Annotated in this window: 16 protein-coding genes and 1 pseudogene; 7 read left to right on the plus strand and 10 right to left on the minus strand. The window is 58.5% G+C overall.

The window, feature by feature from the left end; all coding sequences use genetic code 11:
* Positions 1-264 precede the first annotated feature (264 nt).
* From repB to J5Y06_RS17275, 9 genes are all read right to left on the minus strand, one after another.
* The gene (gene repB / locus J5Y06_RS17235; protein WP_209336429.1) at positions 265-1302 is read right to left on the minus strand and encodes a plasmid partitioning protein RepB; all 1038 of its coding nucleotides are present in this window, start codon (positions 1300-1302) and stop codon (positions 265-267) included.
* Positions 1299-2513, minus strand: coding sequence for a plasmid partitioning protein RepA (gene repA, locus J5Y06_RS17240; RefSeq protein WP_209336430.1), 1215 nt, complete (start codon positions 2511-2513; stop codon positions 1299-1301). The genes repB and repA overlap by 4 nt, the downstream gene beginning before the upstream one ends.
* A 357-nt stretch (positions 2514-2870) precedes the next feature.
* The gene (locus tag J5Y06_RS17245; protein ID WP_209336431.1) at positions 2871-4124 is read right to left on the minus strand and encodes a sensor histidine kinase; all 1254 of its coding nucleotides are present in this window, start codon (positions 4122-4124) and stop codon (positions 2871-2873) included.
* On the minus strand, positions 4121-4666 hold the full coding sequence (locus J5Y06_RS17250; protein WP_209336432.1) for a putative pterin-binding protein: 546 nt from the start codon (positions 4664-4666) through the stop codon (positions 4121-4123). Before J5Y06_RS17250 ends, J5Y06_RS17245 begins: the two co-directional genes overlap by 4 nt.
* The gene (locus tag J5Y06_RS17255; RefSeq protein WP_209336433.1) at positions 4656-5360 is read right to left on the minus strand and encodes an FkbM family methyltransferase; all 705 of its coding nucleotides are present in this window, start codon (positions 5358-5360) and stop codon (positions 4656-4658) included. Before J5Y06_RS17255 ends, J5Y06_RS17250 begins: the two co-directional genes overlap by 11 nt.
* 2 nt (positions 5361-5362) lie before the next feature.
* The gene (locus J5Y06_RS17260) at positions 5363-5989 is read right to left on the minus strand and encodes a response regulator (RefSeq protein ID WP_209336434.1); all 627 of its coding nucleotides are present in this window, start codon (positions 5987-5989) and stop codon (positions 5363-5365) included.
* Positions 5990-7137: 1148 nt separating this feature from the next.
* Complete coding sequence (locus tag J5Y06_RS17265; protein ID WP_209336435.1) at positions 7138-7833, minus strand: thermonuclease family protein; 696 nt, start codon at positions 7831-7833, stop codon at positions 7138-7140.
* On the minus strand, positions 7830-8366 hold the full coding sequence (locus tag J5Y06_RS17270) for a thermonuclease family protein (protein ID WP_209336436.1): 537 nt from the start codon (positions 8364-8366) through the stop codon (positions 7830-7832). The genes J5Y06_RS17265 and J5Y06_RS17270 overlap by 4 nt, the downstream gene beginning before the upstream one ends.
* Positions 8363-8965, minus strand: a complete 603-nt coding sequence (locus J5Y06_RS17275; RefSeq protein WP_209336437.1) for a hypothetical protein — start codon at positions 8963-8965, stop codon at positions 8363-8365. The genes J5Y06_RS17270 and J5Y06_RS17275 overlap by 4 nt, the downstream gene beginning before the upstream one ends.
* A gap of 329 nt (positions 8966-9294) precedes the next feature.
* On the opposite strand from J5Y06_RS17275, the gene J5Y06_RS17280 reads away from it, so the two are divergent.
* The 6 genes and pseudogenes from J5Y06_RS17280 to J5Y06_RS17305 all read left to right on the plus strand — a co-directional run bounded on the left by J5Y06_RS17280 (position 9295) and on the right by J5Y06_RS17305 (position 14817).
* A complete protein-coding gene (locus tag J5Y06_RS17280) occupies positions 9295-9987 on the plus strand; it encodes a lytic transglycosylase domain-containing protein (protein ID WP_342453445.1) in 693 nt (230 codons plus the stop codon).
* Between the two features lie 12 nt (positions 9988-9999).
* Complete coding sequence (locus J5Y06_RS17285; RefSeq protein WP_209336438.1) at positions 10000-10326, plus strand: TrbC/VirB2 family type IV secretion system protein; 327 nt, start codon at positions 10000-10002, stop codon at positions 10324-10326.
* Positions 10327-10329: 3 nt separating this feature from the next.
* Entirely contained in the window at positions 10330-10629 is a 300-nt protein-coding gene (locus J5Y06_RS17290; RefSeq protein ID WP_209336439.1) for a VirB3 family type IV secretion system protein, read from the plus strand.
* Between the two features lie 2 nt (positions 10630-10631).
* Positions 10632-13046 (plus strand): annotated as a pseudogene (locus J5Y06_RS17295) (VirB4 family type IV secretion/conjugal transfer ATPase).
* On the plus strand, positions 13043-14107 hold the full coding sequence (locus J5Y06_RS17300) for a lytic transglycosylase domain-containing protein (protein ID WP_209336440.1): 1065 nt from the start codon (positions 13043-13045) through the stop codon (positions 14105-14107). The pseudogene J5Y06_RS17295 and the gene J5Y06_RS17300 overlap by 4 nt, the downstream one beginning before the upstream one ends.
* Before the next feature lie 11 nt (positions 14108-14118).
* A complete protein-coding gene (locus J5Y06_RS17305) occupies positions 14119-14817 on the plus strand; it encodes a type IV secretion system protein (protein ID WP_209336441.1) in 699 nt (232 codons plus the stop codon).
* 115 nt (positions 14818-14932) lie between these two features.
* Here J5Y06_RS17305 and J5Y06_RS23600 read toward each other — a convergent pair whose 3' ends face one another.
* The gene (locus J5Y06_RS23600; RefSeq protein WP_385932353.1) at positions 14933-15061 is read right to left on the minus strand and encodes a hypothetical protein; all 129 of its coding nucleotides are present in this window, start codon (positions 15059-15061) and stop codon (positions 14933-14935) included.
* Between J5Y06_RS23600 and J5Y06_RS17310 the strand changes: the two genes are divergently transcribed.
* On the plus strand, positions 15048-16058 hold the full coding sequence (locus J5Y06_RS17310; RefSeq protein ID WP_209336442.1) for a TrbL/VirB6 family protein: 1011 nt from the start codon (positions 15048-15050) through the stop codon (positions 16056-16058). The two genes, J5Y06_RS23600 and J5Y06_RS17310, sit on opposite strands and share 14 nt — an antisense overlap.
* Positions 16059-16085 lie beyond the last annotated feature (27 nt).

The raw sequence follows: 16085 nt of genomic DNA on the forward strand, positions 1-16085 counted from the left end.
TGGATTCAGACAATACGATATCGCTCGCCCGAACGGCGCAATTTGCGTTGACAAGTGATTCGGTGAGGCTTATTCGTATCTTCGCCACAAAGAAAACGAAGGCTCTCACGTCGGTTCGCCGTCTGGGGGCCTTTTCTTTTTGTCCGCTATCCCCTTTCCTGGTTGGTTGCTCTTCAAAGCCTGGGGCCGTTTTTGCGACCTTAATCTACCGAACCTCCGGGCTGAAAAAACTTGGCAGCTGCCAAGGTTTTTGACCCAGAGGGATCACTCCGCTCTACGCTGTGAGAAATACCTTTCAATCAGGTCAGGCATCTCGTCTTTCAAAAACTCCGAAAAATCGTGACATTTTGGCGCGAGGGAAAGCTTGATTGTTCCTTGACCGAAGACAGCTGTCCCAATGCGATTGCCCTTGCCATCATCGAGATCATGATCCGTGCGGCGGGATGTGCCTGGCAATCTCAGGGCCTTGATCAAGCTGTCGAGGCGCTCATCGGACGAAAGCGAGGAAACCTTGGCAACTGCCAAGGTTTCGTCGACTACACGTCCTGCTTCAGGCGAGTCTGCAACGAGCTTTCCCAAAGAGACCCACTTGGGTCGTCCCGCCTTTGGTGCTCGACCAATCTTCTCGACCACTTCCATGGAAAGAGCCCCAATGACTGCGCGAAATCGCGTGAGTTCGGGGTCATCAACAGACAGGGCTGCTCGAATGTCTCGCGCCTTAAGACCTTTAGCCTCCATGTCCGCAGCAAAGCGGGCCCTTTCGATCCAGGATAGCCGTTGCCTGCGCCCATCATTTTCAACACCCTGTGCGATAGCGAGGTCGCGATCCGAAAGCTCCGCAACTACAGCCCGAACGCGAATACCAGCCTCACGTGCCGCTCTCGTCCGACGGTGCCCGAACGCGGTCTGATAGCGCTCTGGGTTCTCCGGGTCCACTCGCACAAGAATAGGAAGTTTCTGCCCTTCGCTTACGAACTCCTCCTTGAAAGCCTGAAACTCTTGCCCGTCATCGTCAGGCAATCGATCTCGGAATGGTGACGGATCGATCAGATCAGGATCGAGATCCTGGCCTGTGCCGCCCTGTTCCACCAATGCCTTCAAACGATCACGCTCTTGGCGAAGGTCCGAAATCGACTTTTGGGAAGCTTGAATTACACCCGGCGTCAACATCGATCTCTGACCGATAGGGGCGGGGAGGGGGCTTTCCTTTCCTTCCGTCGCCCTTTGTTCGTCAGGCCTTAATGGAACGGTGTTCGCTAGCCCGAACGCAGCGGTAATGGATTTAGACGGCCGCTTGGTCATGACCGCCCCCAACTATGTCTCATAAGTTCGACGATCTGTGCATTCACCGCGTCCATAGACTCACGCGCACGACGAACCGTGTCGGCACCGACCTGGCCACGTTCGAGTTCATACAAACTGCGTTTTGCCAGGCCCGCTGCTTCGACCGCGGTGCTTTCTAGAACAGTGGGCACAAGCACATCATTCTCGAACAGCTGCCGAAGCATCGCCACGATCTGAGCCTGCGGTTGATCGTTGGGATCATGGCGCGTGAAAAGGTAGCGAATAAAATCCTTCCTGAGTGAGGCGCCAACCTCCGTCAGTTGATCAACCAGGTCGCTCATCATTCGGAGAAACTGGCTCATCGAAGCGACATCTAGCATCGCGGGGTGAACCGTGAAAACCATTCCTGTTGCCGCATATACGGCACCGAGTGTGAGGTAGCCGAGCGACGGCGGCGTGTCGAGGATCACAACATCGTAGTCGGCTTTTACTTCCTCGATCGCCAATCTGAGACGCTCGAAGAAAATATCCTCGATCCCAATAAGCTTGTTCGCGAGCACCATCGGCGTCTGATGCTCATACTCCATGATCTCAATATTCGAGGGGACTAGGTCCACCCCTGGAAAATACGTTTTCCTGACTACGTCACGAAGAGGTCGACGCAAATCATCATATCTCAGAGCCGCATAAATGGTCTCGTTGGGACCCACCTCAGTTTCTGGTTGAGCGCCAAACAAGGCCGATAGCGAAGCCTGTGGATCAAGATCTATGACCAGCACCCTATAGCCATGCAAACCGAGATAGTGAGAGAGGTGAACACTGGTTGTGGTCTTCGCACTCCCGCCTTTGAAATTGACCATTGCAAGCACCTGAAGGTGCTCGTTCATGCGTCTATGTGGCAGATATCGGAGCGCCTCCGTGGGCTTCTGTTCAGCCATGAGAGCGCGAAGCTCATTGATTTGGGTGAGGGTGTAGGAGCGATGGTTGTTGTCCAAACGGGCTGGTTTTGGGCCCTTTCCTTGGCTAGACAACAATTTCAAGGTCGACTCGGGGATTGATGTCAGATCCGAAACCTCTTTCGTTGAGAATGGTCTGAGCTCCTTGTGGCCTTCCGGCATATAGAGCCTCTGCCGAATAGACTGAAGCTGAGTAGAGAGAGTTTCCGAGTGGCGGACGATCTTCGCCGCAGCGTCTTCGACCACTGGAGTGATAAGGACCGGACCAGACATTGTCGCCCTGCTTTTCTATTGGCGGGCTGTCGGCGCTTTGGCGGCCTCGGCCCGACAAACTGTAGGCCACGATTCTCGCACCCCGTCCAGCCATTTTTGGTTAACGAAATCTTAGGCGCTAGACTCACGGTGTCACCAGGGCGATCTTTTGCGCACGATTTCCGAGCCTTAGCTCCGTACGCTCACATGGGTGTCGCGCCCGGCACCAGATAGATCTATAAGCTCAAAGGACGAACGACCAGAGTTAACCGCACGTGTTCTGCACAATAGGAACGACAGACCGATTCGCCACTTTGATCGTAGTTCTGTTGTATTGCGACCGCGGAAGGCGCAATTTCGTTTATAGGCAGGCGCGACTTACGCGCTCTGAATAGGTAGCACGATCTGAACAGACGTGCCCTTACCAGGCTGCGAGGCAATACTGATTTTCCCCTTGAGGGCCGCAACCATCTGCGCGCAGCCCGTTAGGCCCAACCCTGTATGGGAGCCAGCCTTCGTTGAGAAGAACGGAGCAACTGCCCTGGCTAGCACTTCCGGTGTCATGCCGGGACCATTGTCGGCTACTTCCAACGACAGCTTGGCCTTCCCGCTCATCGCCGCTTTCGTCAGCCGCGCTGAGATTTCGATGCGCGCATTTGGGATGTCTTTTACAGCAGCCTCTGCATTCTGCAGGAGCTCGTCGATCAACAGGCGAACCTGCATAGATGGTACCGGTGTCGCGCCCACTTCCTCGTCTGCGAGCACCGCCGGCTGGACAAATCGTTCAGCTGCAAGCGCTGCAAGTACTTTCGAGAGCGGCTCGCGTGGAGTATCGCTGTCTGCGGACGCTATTGAGTTCAGCCCAATCGTAATGGTCTCAAGCTGCTGAACAGCTTCCTTCGCGGAAGAAAGCATCTCCGGGTGGCGCACGCTTGCCTCATCTTGATAGTCGAGGAAGAGCCTGAGAGCAGTGACCCGCGACCGCGTCATGTGGGCGTAAAGTGTGGAGAAAGACCGCATCTGTTGGTCCCGCCTGCGCGCAAAAACATTCCGAAAATGAATGATGGTGTAACCAAGTGCAGCAAGAGCCAGTGCGGTAGCGAACAGAAAGCGGTTTCTGGAGGCGGATGCCGCAATATGTAGCGTAGTGTTCAACGTCTCGGCGTGTGCAACCGCAGTTCCTGAAACCTCAAACATGCGCTGTTCCAAATCCGGCATGTCCGCAAGAGCTTCCTCAATCCTCGATAAGTCTTCAAGAACTGGCCTAAGACTAGTTTCGGCGATCGTTTGTAGGCCTTCGACCAACTCGATATCACGTTGCCGCAAAAATTCCGGGGCATATTCCAGATTGAGGAGCTGACCGACATTCGCTTGGAGCAGAAATATCTCACGGCTGAGACGCTCTTCGATTGTTCCCGTGACCTTCGCCAGGCGGAGGTCGCCATGAATCCGCGCCAGCCGTTCACGGATCTGAGTCGTCCGCCACTGTATTTCGTAAGTCTGGCCGAATTTTAGATCTGATTCTGCGCGGTAATGTTCCGAACGGATGAACGCCCAGCCACACAGGACCAGCGCGATTCCCAAACAAATGAAGGGCAGGGCGGTCCTTGAAAGCGCGGCAATGGGCATCATAGTGATTGTCGGACGGCGACAACGAACCAGACCCATATCGAATTGCGAGCAGGGATATACGCGCTCGGGAGGTCGTCGTAAGGCCACACCAGAAATATCGGACCCTGCTCCTCTGGCGACAGGGGCGTGAAGTCTTGCTGAGGGGTGCATCTGCCGGATGCCTTGTCTGCCTCGACGCACGCCCGATCGATCGCGAAAATTGGGTTGTAGGCCTCAATTTCCTTTAGCGTGATTTCCGACGTGAAGTTATCATAGGCGATGAACTGCACGGATTTGCCTGTGCTGAGTCCATGTTCGCGGAGCACATCGCCGATCCTCGGCCCTCGAAACGTGACGACGTCCCCCGCCTTGGACCAAGGTGTTCGTGTCTGAATCTCGACATTTTCGTATCTCGAACGCAACATATCGACGGGATATTTGTCGGGCGCCTGGTGCTGCTCGTCTTCGATAGTGAGAATCGTGGGATCGCTAAGCGCGGCGAAAGTTGCGTTGTTCGGCAGTAGCAGCACAGACAACAAAAGGGCGATTGCTCTAAACAGCATGGGCGACCTCCGCATCGAATTCTCTTTCTCCATCGTCGAGCGAGTAGAGAACGCATGGTCCACTGGAACCTCTGGGATCATAGATGAGCCCCTTGCGCGACATCGCTCTCGTAATCTCCTGGATGCCAGACAGACCGTACAAATGGTCATGAAGCTCCAGAAAGACGCGCTCCACCCCGGGAAGTCGAGCTCGCTGTAGTATCTCGAGCTCCGCACCCTCGATGTCCATAACCAAAACGTTTATTCGATGCGTCTCGATGAACTCATCGATGTCGAGGGACATTAGTTCGACTTTGCCCTCATAAGGGCCTTGTTCTGGGAACTTCGAGGACATCCAGAAGTCGGCTCGCCGATAGAATGTCACTTTCGCCGAGGGGCCTGCGGCGAGTATCCCATTTGAAAGAATCACATTGCCGGCGCAATTCTGATCGATAACGCGCTGCGCCAAGCAAGCTGTGCGAGGATCAGCTTCAAAACTCCACACCCGAACAGACTCGATCGACGCAATAATCGACGTGATCACGCCGATCCCAGCGCCGAGCTCGAGGACCCGATCACCACGGCGGACTGCTCTGGCGATCCTTCTTGCTTCGTTTGCCTCGTAGCGTCCGTTCTGGAGCGCTGCCCAAATTTCAGGTGAGACCTCATTTGAGCATAGTGGTACCTCAACGCCATGCACGTTCAACGTTTTCATGGTTACAAACCCCGGGGCAATCGACCATATTTCAAGAGCTTTGCGCGCGCCTGCTTGAAGTATCTCTCCGCGCTGTTTGGCTCTATTCTCAATTCTTCGGCCATCTTTACAAAGACGTCTTTGCGCCGTTCTCCGGGCCGGCGTTGCATCATGAGTTCGGTGATGCGACTTTCACGAGGTGTGAGGCCAGAGATGTGGACTTCGGTTGCTTGCGCGTTGGCAGAGGAGTAGCGCAGCGAGAATTCATCGCGCGCCACTTGCTCCAGCACTTTGCCGAGTCCTCCCCGCGGAAGGCCGGTCTTTCCGAGATAGGCTGCCACCCCCAGTTCACGACATGCAGCTGCTTCTTTGTCGTTGTCCGAGCCAGTGATGACGATGTGAACGGCGGAGGGTGCGGCTCGGACAATCGCCTCGACCACTCTGAGGCGTTGATCGGATGATGTTGGGTCGAAGCCGGGTAAGCCAGGATCGATCAGGACGACGTCGAACATTTCATCCGCCAGCGCACTCTGGGCGAGGGCGTAAGTTTGCGCGCCGGCGATAATGCAATCGCCGAGACTGTCCTTCAGTTCGACTATCAGGGCCTGACGCATCAGGTCTTGATCTTCTATTACCAGTGCACGGCGCATGGTCGACTCCGAGCCTGACCTGGTGCCTCCCCCCGGAATTGCCGTTGAACTATATAGAAACCCAAACAGAACCGGGTTCATAGGGATGGTGCCATCCCCCTCAAAACGGGACGCAACCGTCACTTTCGGTTGTTGGCGTCCGATGGCAGAAAGCGATGACATCGAGGAGTAACAGGCACCGGGAGGCCTAACCCCCGAGAATCCTTGGGAAAAGGGAGATGCGAGGATATTTCAGACTGTTCCGTACTTCGTTGGACGACAATATTGCGCGGCATAAGGGCACCCGTGCGATACGGCTGAAACTCGAAAGTCGCCCGTCAGCCACTTGGTCAATTTTAGTTTACCCGTTCGCCTGTGTTGCCAGGTGGATGGAGATGCGCGCGCTTCGGCGGCTAGCGTCGAAATGCCCCGAAGGGCCGGAAGACGCTAAGAGGAAGGCTCTCTATTGTATAGCGCTCGTGGTGGCAGATCGGACCATCCCCAGTGTGGCCTTTCTCGACCAAGTAATCGGGACACTTCGCCCACATCAAGCAACGTTGGTTGATTACCTTCAACGGCCCAAAGGGTGAGCCCGCTCGTCAGAATTGAGTGTACGAATCATCTGCCGAGCGTTGACTCTTTGGCACTTTCGGTGGGGGTGATTATCGCTTCAGGTTGAACCAATGCCGGGCAACATTCCCATCGTCGCTTCGGATGTCGAAATAGTAAGGATCTTCCCGAGCCGGCCGAGGCATGGTGACTGTTTGCCGGCAATCCTCCTCTGCTCCAAATCCCCGCGGGCAGGTGTTCCGCACCTGCACACAAATGTCCGCTTGGGAGCCTCCCCGATCTTGTTCGCTGTAATCGACATTCCAGCCGCTCGGACAATCAGCGTAGCGCTCATAACCCGGCTTTCCGGTGCCAGCCTCGGGGCAGGTCGGCCACGAGAAATTCCAGCCTCGCATTGCTGAAATAAGCCGTTTCATAGGTGGCTGGCACGCCGGAACGCCGCGCCATGATGGGTTGGACGACGAAGCGCAAAGAAGAACCTCACAACCCCACTCACTTGCGTCAGCATTGTTAGCGAGCGACAGCCAACCCGCAGCGGACAAAATCGTTGCGATCCCGGTCAGCTTGACAAGATTCATGGAACTTCTCCTCCCATCCGTCTATCGATCAGTCCGCTTCGGGCGCTGTCGCGCATCTTCGAACGGCGGCGAGATCTCGCTTTCACGTTCGGCAAGCAGGTTGAAATCGGCGATCGGTCGACGCGACAGCGTTCGGTCGACGGCCTTGGCGCGCCATTCCGGCATATCGAGCACGTAAGTCGCCCACATGCCGTAACGCGCGGACATGGCGTATTTCTGCCAAGTCAGGTACTCGGCAGGCGCAGCCACGTTCGCCCGGGCCCAGCCAACCTTCAACATCTCCAGCGCGAGGTCTCGACTCCTCACGGCGCATCGGCCAAGCAGCGCACCGTCGGCGTCGTAGGCATGGACCTGGCAGTTGACCTTGGCGCTACCGACCGTTCGCTTCAACCATGCCTTCGCAAGCGGCCCGCACGGCACTGGCTTGGGGATCATGCTTTCGCCGTGGCGACGCGGATCGTAGGACCATTGCGGCAGTTCGCAGGCGTCGATGGAGGCGAGCCGGACCTTGTATCCGCCCTTTGGGAACCAAAGTGTCTGGCCATCGATGACGGTGGTTCGGCCGGAGATTTTGGTCAAGGAAGTTGCGTAGGGGGCCGGTTTACTCTCCATGGGAGAACGTTGCTGGTTACGCAGGGCATCCGCAGACTGAACCGGATGGGGCAGGGCGGTCATTGCCAAGGCGACCACGGTCGACGTGACGATAGCCGGCTTCATGGCGATGTCCATCCGCCGTTTGCGCTCTGGCCAAGCAGGATCGCAGGATGCTGGACATCCTCGAATTGCCAGAGACCGACCTTCTTTTCCCGCGCAGCTTGCTCGACCACCGCATAAGGAGCGTGATGGGGCAGACCGCGACCGTCGAGGGAGGCGAAACCAAAGCCAGAGGAAATCATCAAATTTGCGAGATCCAGGCGATCCGCACCGATCGTAGCATAGCAGGACACGAAGACTGTTTCGGCCGATCGTGCAACCCGCGCACACACGGGCGTCGTATCCTTTATATAGGCTGCAAGCACGGCCAGCGAGGCCTCACCACAGTCGCGTCGAGAGCCCGCCTTGTCGGTATAGAACGTCCCGCGCAGACACGCCTGAACACCGAAGAGCCGAAAGTGGCCTTCACCGTCACGCCAGCTATCGCCGCTTTCCAGCGTCATTCCCGGTTTCAGTTCGAAGTAGCCCTCCGGTGGCGCCGCCGTCGCCGGCATAGGTGCGAGTACCAGCGCCAGGAGAAGGGCAGGGGACCTCATTGCGCTGCAATCCTTGGATCTGCCCACATGCCGTAGCCTTTGCGACCGATGGCCTCGGCCTCGTTCAGATCGGTACGAGCCAGCGTTCCGTCGGGCTTCTTGGCGATGCGGTGGGTGCCCAGCGAAACCAGCTGCTCCTCGAACATGTCGATCGAGTCGAGGCTGCCCGGATAGTTGTAGTAGCCGTAGCACGTCGCATCCTGCGCCTGAGCACCGGTCTCACTGACAAAGGCCCGGCAATAGATCACGCGGGGAGACTGCAGGAGCGTCGCCAGACCCTGGCGAGCGTAGTCTTCGCAGGAGCCGGTAAAATCCTCCTTGAGGTTCACCATGTCCCCTTTGCAGGGTTCGATCCCGTAGAGATGGACAGTCAGATTGGCATCGACGCGGAAATCGGTCGCAGAGATCGCGCGGAAGCCGGAAGCCGAGGCGAAGCCTTTCTGACCGGTCACTTTCTGCTGCCCGTCGTAGTACTCCATGACCAGCACGGTCTTTCCCGGCGCGGCGAGCGAACGGATATATGCCTCGTCGATTGGCCCGGCCGCATGGGCTGGCAGGGACGCAGTGATCGCGACCAGGCAGACCGCTGCTCGTCTCATCGGCTGTCGCCTCCAGGTTGTCATCTTGCTCGACATTGACCTGCCTCCTTCGCTATTGCAAGAAAAATCACAATCAAATTGACATTGTTTTTTGACTCGCCTAACCATTCCGAAATCCAGCGTTACAAGGCTTTGGATGCGGACCGATGGCGATGCACGCTACAACACCGACGATACGTCCGCTTCTGGCGGTGACAATCCTCACGTGCATATGTGTCACTCCCTTTGGGCCAGGCATGGCGTCCGACCTGTCCTCGCGCATGGCGCTGCAGCCAGTTCGGACAGCCGAAAGTCGGCAACAGGATGGCACTCGATCAGCCGCAGACAGCGTGGCCGAAGAACGCTGGGCGCGTCTTCCCGACGACTTTGTGCTGGGGGAGGGCGGTCAAATCGTTCCTCAGCGCAAGGCCCTCGCGACTACCGGCGTGCCGGAAGGCAGTACTGGCGAACCGAAGCCAATTGACAATCATTTTAGTGGTGGTGCCTCGCAAGACGCCCCCAAGTGCGGGCCCTCACCCTTGCCTCCAGAGGAGATCACCCGCCTCGTTATCGAGGCGGCGCAGCGGCACAAGGTTGATGTCGGCTTCGCTGTCGCGGTCGTTACCGCCGAAAGCCGTCTCGACCGACTCCGCAATTCCCCCAGAGGCGCCCGGGGGCCGATGCAGCTCATGCCGCAAACGGCCGGCCGGTTTGGCGTCGCAGATATTTGCGATCCGGAAGAGAACATCGACGGTGGTGTCCGCTACCTGCGCGAGCTGACAGACGAATTCCGCAATCCACTCCTGGTCGCTGCCGCCTACAATGCCGGCGAGGGGAGCGTGCGCGCGCATGGAGGAATCCCTCCGTTCAAGGAAACGCTCGGCTACATCGCCGAGATCCTCAATATCCAGCTGGGTCTCGACGGGAGCAGCGCAAGCAAGCAGCGCCGCGCACCCGACGCTGCTGAGCTCTCTTCCAATGTCAGCGGGGTCATCACGGTGCGCGAGCGTCGCCAATGGCTTGGCGGCGTCATGCATTTCTAGCCGGAGGACGACATGAATAGCCCATCTCAAGATTGCTCCACAGCCACCATTGTTAAGTTGATCGCGGTCGCCTTCATCTGTTCCACGCTGGCCGAGCCGGCCTTTGCTCAGTCGTCGGGCGCCTTCGCACCGCTCGAAACGGCTGTTCAGATGATCGTCGATTTCATCACAGGGCCGTTTGGACGCCTGCTGGCGATCATTGCGGTCATCGCCCTAGGTTTCCTGGCCTTCGCGGGGCGTCTTTCCTGGTTCACGGCCGGCGCGGTCGTCCTCGGCATAGGTCTCGTCTTTGGCGCGCCAGCGATCGTTGACGAGATGATCTCGGCCGTAGGGAACTGAGTGATGGTTGAGTTCACCGATGAGAAGCCGCGGTTGACTCCGCTGGTGATTGGCCTGACCCGGCCGCCAATGATGTGGGGCATTCCCCTCAACGCCTTCTACGTCATCGTCGGCGTCACGCTGATCGCGTTCCTCGTGAGTTCGAGCTTCTGGTCGGTCCTGATCGCACCTCTCATCTATCTCGCCCTCTTCGCCCTCTGCAGCCGCGACATTCGAATCCTCGACCTTGCGCAGGTCGTCGGCCGCCGCACACCGCGGACGCCGAACCGGCTGTTCTGGCGAACCAACTCCTACGGACCATGACCATGCTGAACGTCGTCGTAGAAGAACTTGGGTTTGGGCGCGAACGCCGGCGCGAGCGCGCGATGGCAACCCATATCCCCTATCTGCGCCATGTGTCTGACACGGTCATCGGCCTCGAGAGCGGGGCGATTCTGTCGGTGATCAAGCTCGACGGTTTGTTCTTCCAGACCGAAGACCAGGCGGAGCTCAACATGCGCGGCGCCGTGCAGAATACGATGATCCGGGCGCTCGGCTCGAGCCGCTATTCGCTATGGTCGACGGTGATCCGCAAGGAGGTGAAGCCCGCCATCGGTGGCACCTACTCAGATTCGCTCTGCGATCTTTTGAACACGCGCTACATGGCATCGCTGCGCGAGAAGCGCATGTTCACCAACGAACTCTATCTCACGATCGTCCGCTCCGGCATGCGCGGCGCACTCGGAGCCGCCGAAGGGTTCTCGCGACTGCTCGACCGTTCTTCCGGAAAAGAGGTCATCGAGCAGCGCCTGCATGAACGTGTCAACGAGCTCGAGGAGATCCTCGGCAACATCACGCGTGAGCTGCAGAAGTACGGCGCCCGGCCGTTGGGCATCGTCTACCGGGACAACGAGCCCTATTCGGAGCCTTGCTCCTTCTTCAACACACTGCTGACCTGCGGCATTTCGCGGGACATGCGCCTGCCGCGCATGGGTATCCGCAGCTATGTGGGCTCATCGCGCCTGCACTTCTCGAAACGAACTTTGCAGGCCCAAGGTCCGAGCGAGGCCGAAAGCCGTTTCGGCGCCATGCTGTCGATCAAGGAATACCCGCCTTTCTCGGGACCGGGGATGTTGGACGGGCTCCTGCAGATGAACCACGAGTTCATCTGCACCCAGTCCTTTACCCTTGCCGACAAGCCGATCGCACAGGAACGCATTTCACGCCTGCAGCGCCAGATCCACGCGTCGGATGAGTCCGGCAGCACGGTCGAGACCGATATCGATTTCGCATTGAACAGCCTGCTCAATCAGGAAGCCGTCTTCGGCTACCACCATTTCAGCCTGCTGTGCTTGTCGCGTGATCTCGCCGGCCTCGACAAGGCCGTCGCAGAGCTCGGTTCCTGTCTCACCGACATGAACATCAACTGGCTGCGCGAGGACCTCAACATGGAAGCCTCGTTCTGGGCGCAACTCCCGGGCAACCACGCCTACATCGCGCGCTCTTGCATGCTGTCCAGCGCAAACTTCTCTGGGTTCTCGTCACTCCATAATTTCGCGACCGGGAAGGCTTCCGACGTCCACTGGGGCCTGCCGATTTCGATTCTGGAGACCACATCGCAGACACCGTATTGGTTCAATTTCCATCAGCGCGACATCGGTCATTTTCTCGTGACCGGCCCGACCGGGTCGGGCAAGACCGTGGCGCTAACCTTCCTGCTGGCGCAGGCATTCCGGATCTCCCCGGAACCGCGCGCGGTGTTCTTCGACAAGGACCGGGGCGCCGAGATCTTCATCCGCGCCGTCGGCGGTGACTATGAAGTGTTGCAGCCGGGCGTCGCCACCGGCTTCAATCCACTGCAGCTGGAGAACAACGCGACCAACCGCGAGTTCCTGCATCGTCTCCTCAAGGCCATGCTCGATCCGGCTGATGGCAGAGGTTTCTCCCAGGAAGAGGATGACACGCTCTAGCGGGCTATCGGCCGGATCGCCCAGGAACCGGTCGAGCAACGCACGCTCGCCAACCTGTCCGGGCTGCTGATGGGCAGGGCGCGATCCGACGCCAACGATCTCCAGTCACGTCTACGCCCTTGGTACGAGGGGGAAAAGGCTTGGCTCTTCAACGCCCCGCAGGACGTTTTGTCGTTCTCCGGCCGGAGGATCTTCGGCTTCGATATGACCCATATCCTCGACAATCAGGACGTCCGGACGCCAGCGCTGATGTACCTCTATCACCGCCTTGACGAGCTTCTCAACGGCGAGCCGGTGCTCATTTTCATGGATGAAGGCTGGAAACTCCTGCAGGACCCAGTCTTTTCCAACTATATCGTCGACAAGATGAAGACGATCCGCAAGCTCAACGGGATCGTCGGGTTTGGGACCCAGTCGGCAGCGGATATCGCGCGCTCGCCGCAGTCGCATACGCTGATCGAGCAATCCGCGACCAATCTGCATTTCCCAAACCCGCGTGCGGACGAAGAAAGCTATATCCGGCGCTTTGGTCTCACCACCAAGGAATATTCCTTCATCCGCAACACGCCGCCAGAACGGCGGACCTTCCTCATCAAGCACGGCAACGACTCCGTCATCGCCAGGCTCGATCTCTCGACCATGCCGGACCTTGTCCGCGTGATGTCCGGTCGTAAGGACACGATCGAGCAATGTGCAGCGCTACGCGCGCAGCATGGCGACGATCCGGCAAAGTGGTTGCCTGTGTTCTGCGGTTGGGAGCGAGCGACATGATCAAACGCCTTTCAATCCTCTTGGTCTGTGCGGCATCGCCGGCGTTTGCCGATATCCCGACGATCGATGGGACCGTGCTCGATGAACGCGAGGAGCGTGATCAGAAAACCGGCGAGATCGAAAAGGTCGACGAGGACCGCTACGTCAACAACCAGAGTGTCACCTGTTCGATGTACCGGCCGGGGCGAAAAGAAGACCCCGTCGGCGCGGCGAACGCCAATCCGGCAATCGCCGGTCTGGTCCGTAGAATTGCGCGGGAGGAGGGGGTCAACGAGAACCAGTTTCTGGCGCTCGTCTATCAGGAAAGCCGTTTCAACCCCTGCGCCAATTCGCCTGCGGGTGCGATCGGCCTTGCCCAGTTGATGCCCGATACGGCCGGCGATCTCGGCGTTGATCCCTACAATATCGAGCAGAACCTGCGCGGCGGTGCGCGCTACTACAAGCAGCAACTGCGAAAATACAACGGCAACGTCTCCCTGGCGCTCGCCGCCTACAACGCCGGCTCAGGCAACGTGAACAAATATGGCGGCATCCCGCCCTTCAAGGAGACGCAAGGGTACGTCGCCAACATAACCCAGAAATGGCTTCCTGCGTTTGGCGGCTCCGACAAGTCTGGCATGCCCCTCAATTATGGCGGTGGCGGTGCCTACGAAGGCGCCCGGACCAGCACGATGAATGCGATGGGCCTCACCGCTGCAATGGGGGAAGGGTCCGGCGATGTCATGTCCTGGCTCACTCAGTTCGGAGGACTCGGCTCCGGCACGATCCAGGACAGCTGGGATCACAATTCCGGGGCGCGCAATGCGAACATGGAGTTGATGAACCGGCTGATCCTGCTCGGCACGGCTTTCGCCGACCTCGCCAATTCCAGCAATGCCATCACGCTTGGTGATATTTCCGGATCGAACCGTTCGACCCGCTACGACACAAGCGGACGAGAGGACGACCGGCCGGTGGCGGGCTTCTGCGATGGGCGGGAAGGCTCGGTCTGGGATGCCGACGCGAAGGCATGTGTCCAGCGCATTGATGCTCAGGCCGAACTGCTCCTCGAGACACAATGATGGAGATGCTCATGAAGCATTCATTGGCAATCCTAACTTTGATCGGCGCGGGCGTAGCGCCGGCCGCGGCCGACATTCCTGTCATCGACAAGACCAACTACGCCGTCGCGCGCGACACTGCGGAAAAGACCGGCAAGATCCTCGACACGAACAAGGAAATCCTCACCACCGTCGAGGAAACCCTCAAGGCGGTAACAGGGGATCGCGGGAGCGATGCCGGCCCGTTGAAGGATATCGCGATCGGCAACGGCTTCAGCGTTTCGTCGATGCCTTCTTTCGACAATATCCTCAAAAGCGGGATCGCCGATTTCGGATCGCTCGATCCGAAGGTCGTGGAAGTGGCCACGCTGTTCATCAACGGTCTTCAACTCGTGCGTTCCCTGTCCGGCAAGGAGAACAGTTCGATTGCCAGCGACAAATCCTATGAGGAACTCATGAAGACGGTCATGGGTGTCTCGGCCTTGATCACCGGCTCGCAACAGGCGGTCGAGACGCGCCGCTCCGCGCTTGAAAGCGCAGGCGGCGAAATTGGCAAGGCCGAGGACATCAAGGGGTCGATCGACCAGAACACGCAGCTGCAGGTCCAGACCGGCCTGACGCTCAACGAGATGATCGGTGTGCTGAACGCCGGGGTGCAATCGCTGCATGCGGAAAACCAGCGCAAGCTCACCGACATGTCGAACACTAAGAAGGCACTGCGGTACGAATGAACAGCGGGCGAGGGAGCGCGGGCGTCCTGGTGCTCATGCTGGCCGTCCTGGCCAGTGGATGCGGCACGCCCCGCGAGAAGACCGCTCCGTGCAAGCGACCGGCGAATCTCACGAGCTATGCCAGCACGGGTGACGATTGCGGGCCGATGCGGTCGATAAATCCCGACAGGGTAGCGGCATTGGCCGCGATCCAGGAACTGGCGACCGAGGATGAAGAATAGGGCAGGGCAGTGGACGACTTCATTGGCGAACTGCTGGACCGGATTGATGCTTCGGGACAGAATTTTTCTCAAAGCGCCTATGAGGCGCTGAGCCAAGACCTAGAGCCGCTGCTTCGCTTGCTCTTCGTCCTTGCGGTCCTGTTCTATGGGGTGCAGCTTTTCCTCGGGACGTCACGCCTCAGCGTTGCCGAGATCATCGGCCGGCTGGTGCGTGTTTTCGTCATTCTCGTGCTTGTCGGCACCTGGTCGAACTTCAACGATCTTGTCTATGATTGGCTGACCACAGTGCCGGAAGCGGCCGGCCGCGCCATTCTGGCGGCGTCCGGCACGGGCGTGACCGAACCCACCAACGGGCTGTCGCAAATCTGGGAAACCGCTAACGTCGCCGCCGCGGCGTTCTCGGAGCAGGCTGGTTATCTCTCCGTCCTGCCCGCTTTGATCGGCATGATCATTATGGTCTTCGCCGGGTTGTTTGTCGCGATCGCGCTCGGCATTCTGGTGCTCGCCAAGGTCGTGCTGTGGGTGTTGCTGGGGACCGCGCCCATCTTCATTGCCTGCTTCTTTTTCGATGCGACCCGCAGCTATTCGATGGGCTGGCTCAATCAGTCGCTGCTCTACGCAATCATTCCGCTGTTCGTCTACGTGATCGCCGCGTTCCTGATCGCGGCGATGGAGCCGGAACTCACCAGTATCGACAGCATCTCCGGCAATCGCGAGCTCAAGCTCAGCGATTTCGCTGCATTCATCATGCTTTGCCTCGCCGGCAGCTTCGTTCTTCTGCAGGTGCAATCACTCGCGCAGGGTATCGCAGGTGGCTTGGCGACGCCGGTTGGCCCGCGGTCGAGGCACCTCACTGGTAGGGGCATTTTTTGGGGCCGCCGCGCTATCGGTGCATCCGCCCGCCAGACACAGGCCGCTGTGCATCGGGTTCAGGCGCGACTTCACTCACCATCGCAGAATACCGCGGGCGCCTCCATGCAGCGAGCGATAACATCCAACGGAAATCCGCGACAACCCTGATCGGCAAGGTGATGCGGGATTCAGAAC

It is taken from the genome of Tianweitania sediminis (genome assembly GCF_017813335.1).
Taxonomy (GTDB): Bacteria; Pseudomonadota; Alphaproteobacteria; order Rhizobiales; family Rhizobiaceae; genus Tianweitania; species Tianweitania sediminis.